Annotated in this window: 7 protein-coding genes; all 7 read left to right on the forward strand. The window is 62.4% G+C overall.

Annotated features, from left to right (window positions below):
• Positions 1-57 precede the first annotated feature (57 nt).
• The 7 genes from EBBID32_RS16265 (at position 58) to EBBID32_RS24205 (ending at position 6,304) form a co-directional block, all read left to right on the forward strand.
• On the forward strand, positions 58-1,146 hold the full coding sequence (locus EBBID32_RS16265; RefSeq protein ID WP_037491293.1) for a flagellar basal body P-ring protein FlgI: 1,089 nt from the start codon (positions 58-60) through the stop codon (positions 1,144-1,146).
• Positions 1,146-1,457 carry a rod-binding protein gene (locus EBBID32_RS16270; RefSeq protein ID WP_006960913.1) on the forward strand — a complete coding sequence of 104 codons (312 nt, stop codon included), beginning with the start codon at positions 1,146-1,148 and terminating at the stop codon, positions 1,455-1,457. Before EBBID32_RS16265 ends, EBBID32_RS16270 begins: the two co-directional genes overlap by 1 nt.
• Entirely contained in the window at positions 1,454-2,791 is a 1,338-nt protein-coding gene (flgK, locus tag EBBID32_RS16275; RefSeq protein WP_006960914.1) for a flagellar hook-associated protein FlgK, read from the forward strand. Before EBBID32_RS16270 ends, flgK begins: the two co-directional genes overlap by 4 nt.
• A gap of 19 nt (positions 2,792-2,810) precedes the next feature.
• On the forward strand, positions 2,811-3,656 hold the full coding sequence (locus tag EBBID32_RS16280) for a flagellin (RefSeq protein WP_006960915.1): 846 nt from the start codon (positions 2,811-2,813) through the stop codon (positions 3,654-3,656).
• Positions 3,657-3,781: 125 nt separating this feature from the next.
• Complete coding sequence (gene motA / locus EBBID32_RS16285) at positions 3,782-4,645, forward strand: flagellar motor stator protein MotA (protein ID WP_006960916.1); 864 nt, start codon at positions 3,782-3,784, stop codon at positions 4,643-4,645.
• A 3-nt stretch (positions 4,646-4,648) separates the two neighbouring features.
• Entirely contained in the window at positions 4,649-5,695 is a 1,047-nt protein-coding gene (locus tag EBBID32_RS16290; RefSeq protein ID WP_006960917.1) for a flagellar motor protein MotB, read from the forward strand.
• A gap of 165 nt (positions 5,696-5,860) precedes the next feature.
• Entirely contained in the window at positions 5,861-6,304 is a 444-nt protein-coding gene (locus tag EBBID32_RS24205; RefSeq protein ID WP_156022595.1) for a hypothetical protein, read from the forward strand.
• The last annotated feature ends 52 nt before the right edge of the window (positions 6,305-6,356 follow it).

The following is a 6,356-nucleotide window of genomic DNA, read 5'->3' on the forward strand; positions in this document are numbered from 1 at the left end:
CCCCTCCGTCTGGCTGCGCCAGACACCTCCCCTTACAGGGGAGGATGGCATGGCCGCATCCTCTTCGCGCTGTTCATTCTGCTCGCCTCCTTCGCCGTCCCCGCACAGGCGGAGCGGGTCAAGGATCTGGGCACGTTCCAGGGCGTGCGCCCCAACCAGCTGACCGGATATGGTATTGTCGTGGGTCTGGCCGGCACTGGCGACGACAGTTTGCAATATGCGACCGAGGGCATGAAGGGCGTCGTCTCGCGCTTTGGCCTGACGCTGCCGCAGGGGATCAATCCCGCGCTCAAAAATGCGGCGGCCGTGCTGGTCACCGCTGACCTGCCCGCCTTTTCCAAGCCCGGCCAGCGGCTCGACATTACCGTGTCGGCGCTGGGCAAGGCCAAGTCGCTGCGCGGCGGTACGCTGATCCTGACCCCGCTGCGCGGTGCGGACAATGAAATCTACGCCATGGCGCAGGGCAACCTCGCCGTCGGCGGCCTTGGCGTATCAGGTGCGGATGGCAGCCAGGTGTCGGTCAACATTCCCTCTGCCGGGCGCATTCCCGGCGGCGCGACGGTGGAGCGCGCGGTCGCGACCGGCTTCGACACCGCGCCGACGCTGACCTTCAACCTGGCCGAAGCGGACCTGACCACGGCGCTGCGCGTCGCGGACGGCATCAACCGCGCCTTTGGCGATCGCCGCGCCCGCGCCATGGACGCGGTGTCAGTCACGATCGACGCCATTCCGGGGGCGGAGGACCGCATCCTGATGATGGGCATGATCGAGAATATCGAAATTTCGCCCGCCGAAGCCCCGGCCAAGGTCATCGTCAACGCACGCACCGGCACGGTCGTCATCAACGGCGCGGTTCGCATCCATCCCGCAGCCGTCGCGCATGGCAAATTGACCGTCAGCGTCAATGAAAGCCCGCGCATCGTCCAGCCCGCGCCGTTCAGCCGGGGCGAGACCGCGCAGGAAGAATCGAGCAGCATCAGCATCGACGAGCAGAAAAAACCTATGGTTAATTTTAAAGGTGGGGCGTCGCTGGCCGATATAGTCAAAGCGGTCAACGCTATCGGCGCGTCTCCTGCCGATATGGTCGCGATCCTTGAAGCCTTGAAACAGGCGGGCGCGATGAAGGCCGAATTGGTGGTATTGTGATGCAGCTTAGCTCTACACCCTCCGCGACCGCCGCTTCCGGCGCAGCACCCGCGAACAAGGCCAGTCTGGAAAAGACCGCGCAGCAGTTCGAGGCGATCTTCCTGCGCCAGATGATCGGCGCGATGCGATCGGCGAGCCTTGCCGAGGGTATTTCCGATTCCAGCGCGACCGAGCAATTTCGCGACATGGCCGACGCGCGCACCGCCGATGCCATGGCGGGGACCGGAAGCCTGGGGATCGCCACGCTACTGCTGCGACAATTTGGCGGCACGGTTGCCGCGCCCGCTGCATCATCGACTGAAGGCCCATGAGCGACCTGTTCATCATCGGGGCTTCCGGCACCCGCGCCTATCGCACCGCGATGGCGGCGATTGGCGAGAATATCGCCAATGCCAGCACCGACGGCTATGCCCGCCGGTCGGTGACGACGGCTGAATCCGGTGCGTCCACCGCCACCATGGCCATGTATGTGTCGAAAGGGAATTTCGGCGGCACGCAGGTGATGAGCATCAATCGCGGCACCGACCCCTATCTGGACGCCACCGTGCGCATGACCGGCATGGCGCTGGGCAGTGCGACCGCGCGGCTGCGCTGGCTGAGCGATGCTGAAAATGCGCTCAATGATACCGGCACCGGCATCGGCGCGCTGATGACCGGCATGTTCCAGAATATGGAAAAGCTGGCCGCCAGCCCCACCGATACGTCCCTGCGGGTAACGACACTCGACAGCATCGGTCGCGTCGCGCAGGCCTTTACCCAGACCGCCGCCGATCTGGAGACGGTGTCAGAGGGTATCGCGACCGAGGCGGAAGCATCGGTCGGTACAATCAACCGCTCGCTGGAATCGCTTGCCGACATCAACAACAGCCTTTTGCGCGCGCAGCCGGGCACCTCTGCCTATGCGCAGTTGCTCGACAGCCGCGACGCGGCGTTGCAGGACCTCACCGAAAATCTGAACGTTACGATCAGCTTTGGCGCACATGACAGCGCGCAGATCAGCTTTGACGGGCAGACGCTGGTGCAGGGCAATATCGCCGCCAGCGTGGCGGTGGGCAGCAATGCCGATGGGACGCTGGCGCTGACGCTGGCCGACGGCACCGCGCTGGCGACGCCTGCCAACGGCACGCTGGGCGGGCTGTTTTCCGCCGCCGATACGGTGGCCGACCGCCGTGCGAGTCTCGACACGATCGCTGAGAAATTCGTCACCGACATGAATGCCTGGCATGCGCAGGGCGTCACTGACGGCGGCAATGCGGGCGCGGCCCTGCTATCCTATGGCGGCGGCGCGGCCAGTGTCGCGGCGCTGATCACCGATCCGGCCGAGCTGGCCACCCGATCGGCCAACGGGACGCTGAACGGCAATCTGCTGACCGTCACATCGACCCTGCGCGGCAATGGCAGTGTCGAACAGGACTGGACCGCGCTGGTCGCTGCCCATGGCAATCTGCTGGCGGGGACGAAGGCGGACAATACCACCGCGCAAGGCCGCAGTGACCAGGCGGTTGCCGCGCGCGAAGCGGTGAGCGGGGTCGATCTCGACATGGAAGCCGCCGACCTTCTGCGCATCCAGCAGGCCTATTCGGCCAGCGCAAAGATTTTGCAGGTCGCCAAGGAAACCGTCGATTCCATCCTTCAGATTCTCTGAGCCGCGAAAGGGCTGAGCCATGGTAGGTATCACCAACAAGATCATGCTCGCCGAAATCCGCCGGCAACAGCAATTGTCGCAGAATATCGTCGACGGGCAGACCGCCATTTCCACCGGCATCACGCTCAACAAGCCGTCGGACGACGCGCTTGCCTGGGTGCAGGTGTCCGACGTTGGCCGGGCGCAGGCGCAACAATCGGCGTGGCAGACCAATATCAGCTATGGCAAGACCCGCGCCGCCAACGCCGAAGCCAATTTGCTGGAGGTCAACAACCTGCTGACCCGCGCGCAGGAACTGGTGACGTCGGCGCGCAACGGATCGCTCAACGACACCAGCCGCGCCGCGATCGTCGAGGAGATGTCGACCATCCGCACGACAATCAACGAATTGCTGAACCAGACCGATTATCAGGGCGTGTCGGTGTTCGACGATCAGCAAAGCGTGCTGGTGCCGGTCAGCCGTGGTCTCAATCTGGAAGTCGTGGCGACGCGGCAGGACGTGTCCGAAGGGATTGACGTCAACGGCACGCCGATGTCGATCGACGGGATATTGAGCCAGAGCATCGACGCGCTGCAAAATGGGGACGATGCCGCCATCGGATCGGGCCTGGATGCGATCAAGATCGGACAGGGCCACATCACGGTCGAACTGGCAAGGCAGGGCGTGCGCAGCAACCGGCTCGACATTGTGGGCGAGCGGCTGACCGACATTGACCTCGACCTCACCGAACGGCGCGCGGCACTGCAATCGACCGATCTTACCGAAGTCATCTCCAACGTGAAGGCGCAGCTGATGCAGCTGGAGGCGGCGCAATCCGCCTTTGCCCGGATCAACCAGCAGACTTTGTTCGATCTGATCAGCTGATCCGACGAAATTAAATCGTCGTCCTAAACCGGACGCTAACCAGTCCGTATTAACCACAAGACAGGCGTCCCATACGACGCCGCCGGGGCTTACCGCTTCCGGGTGCTTATATCGGGGATAGTTTCATGTTCGCAGCCATTGGACTGGTCGTCCTGCTCGTCATGGTGTTCGGCGGCTTCGCCTTCACCGGCGGCGATCTTGGCCCGGTGCTTCATGCCCTGCCTCACGAAATGCTGATCATCGGCGGCGCCGCTGTCGGCGCGCTCATCATCGGCAATAGCGGATCGGACCTCAAAGCGCTGGGCGGTGGCCTGGGCAAGGTGTTCAAGGGCGCCAAATATAAGAAGCAGGATTTTCTGGACTGCATCTTTCTGGTGAGCAAGCTGATGAAAACGCTGCGGGTCGAAGGGCCGGTGGCGCTGGAGCCGCATATCGAGGATCCCTCGACCTCCACCATCTTCACCGAATATCCCAAGCTGATGAAGGACAAGGCGCTGATCCACCTGATCAGCGATACGCTGCGTCTGGTCGTCATCTCGTCCGGCGCGCTCGATCCGCACGCGGTGGAAGAGGTGATGGACAACAGCCTCAAGACGCATCATCACGAAGCGATCAAGCCAGCCGACAACCTTCAGGGACTGGCCGACGCGCTGCCCGCGCTGGGCATCGTTGCGGCGGTTCTGGGCGTGGTGAAAACCATGGGGTCGATCGATCAGCCGCCCGCTATCCTGGGTGCGATGATCGGTTCGGCGCTGGTCGGCACCTTCTTAGGGATTCTGCTGGCCTATGGCATGGTCAATCCCTTCGCCAACCGCTGCCGCTCAGTGATCGAGGCGGACGGGGCGATCTATCATATCGTCAAGCAGATCATCGTCGCCTCGCTCCATGGTCACCCGCAGCCGCTGGTGATCGAGGCGGCGCGATCCGGCCTGACCCATGCCAACCAGCCCGGCTTTGCCGAAGTGTTCGACGGTATGCGAGGCAAATAAGCCATGGCGGAAAAAAAGCGCGGCGCGAACGAGCCGGAACCCCGCCCGATCATCGTCAAGAAAATCATCGTCGACGGCCATGGCGGTCATCATGGCGGCGCGTGGAAAGTCGCCTATGCCGACTTCGTGACGGCGATGATGGCGTTTTTCCTGCTCATGTGGCTGCTGGGTGCGACCACCGAAAAGCAGCGCAAGGGGCTGGCCGACTATTTCACGCCCACTTTGGTGCAGACCAAGGAAAATTCGGCCGGGTCGAACGGCATGTTCGGCGGCGACAGCATGATGGCGAAGGAAAATTACCCGACGACCGGTGGTCAGGGCAGTCTGGCCATTACCATTCCGCGCGATGCCAGCGGCACGAAGGATCAGGGCGGCAAGGCGATGAAAGCCGCCGACCGGCAGAAATTTGAATCGATCAAGAAGGAACTGGAAGCGCGCATGGCCAAGCGCATGGCCAAGCTGCGCAAGAATGTGCGCTTCACCGAAACCCGCGAAGGGTTGCGCATCGACCTGATCGACGAGGCGGATTTCGCGATGTTCGCGATGGGCACCGACCGGCTGGTGCCGCAGGCCCGCGCGCTGATCGGCGAAGTCGCGTCCGTGCTGCAAACCATGCCCAACCCGCTGATCGTGCGCGGCCATACCGATGGCCTGCCCTATGCGTCCGGCCGGACCATGAACAATTGGCTGCTGTCATCGACCCGCGCCGAATCGACGCGCAAGGCGCTGGCCGACAGCGGCATCGGCAATGCCCGCTTCGCCCGGATCGAAGGCGTCGCCGACCGCGAACCCTTCATCAAGAACGACGCCTATGATCCGCGCAACCGGCGCATGTCGATCATCCTGGGCTGGACCCGTGGCGGCAACAGCGCTGACGATGAGGATATGGACGCGGAAACCAAGGCCGCGATCAAGGAACGCGACGACCCGGCCCGCGTGGCGAAAAAGGCGGCACAGAGCCTGGACATGGGCGGCACCGCCCTGCCCAGCGGCGCGGCGCTGCTGAACCCGACGGCCCCTGGGACTTCGAGCAAGCCGGGGAAGCATTGAGGATGGCGGGGTAGCGGGAGGGGGTGGGTAGGCGACTGACGGGTTTTAAGATTTAGTCGTGCATTGCAGACTTTCGAGATCGATGGGATCAACGCCATATGATGGCTCTTAATGATTTTACCTTGCCTATGATCGGCCACCCGGCATGGGGAGCCAGGCAAGGCTATGGCAGCCTTTTTAACCTTCGAGTTTGGTGATCCCAAACTAACGGTTCAAGAATGGCGCTCGGAGCAGCAAGGATTTCGACGGCAGGCCTACGTTCAGGGGCGGTGGCACATTTGGATTTATTGCTGCGAATGGCGTGTATCAGTTGATGGTGAGCCAATCGCGTGGAGCGAGGATAGCAGAGATGATATTTTCCGCGCCACGGCTAACCTCGATGGGCAGAAACTAACCAATATTTCGGTATTTCCTGCAGCTGGCCGATCCCGATTTGAATTTGATCTCGGTGGCGCTCTTGAAACGTGGGCAGTCGGCGATGATCCAACTACCGAACAATGGTTTATCTATGGGCCAGATGCCGTTTTCGCCTTTCGCGCAGATGGCCAATACAGCTTGCACCCAGCGGATACGCTACCTGATATGGAACGCTGGGGACCGCTTATTTAAACTTCTGCTATCAGGCTCTAATCTGTTCGTCACCTATTACCTGCATTGGTCG

The sequence above is a fragment of the Sphingobium indicum BiD32 genome (assembly GCF_000382885.1).
Classification (GTDB): domain Bacteria; phylum Pseudomonadota; class Alphaproteobacteria; order Sphingomonadales; family Sphingomonadaceae; genus Sphingobium; species Sphingobium japonicum_C.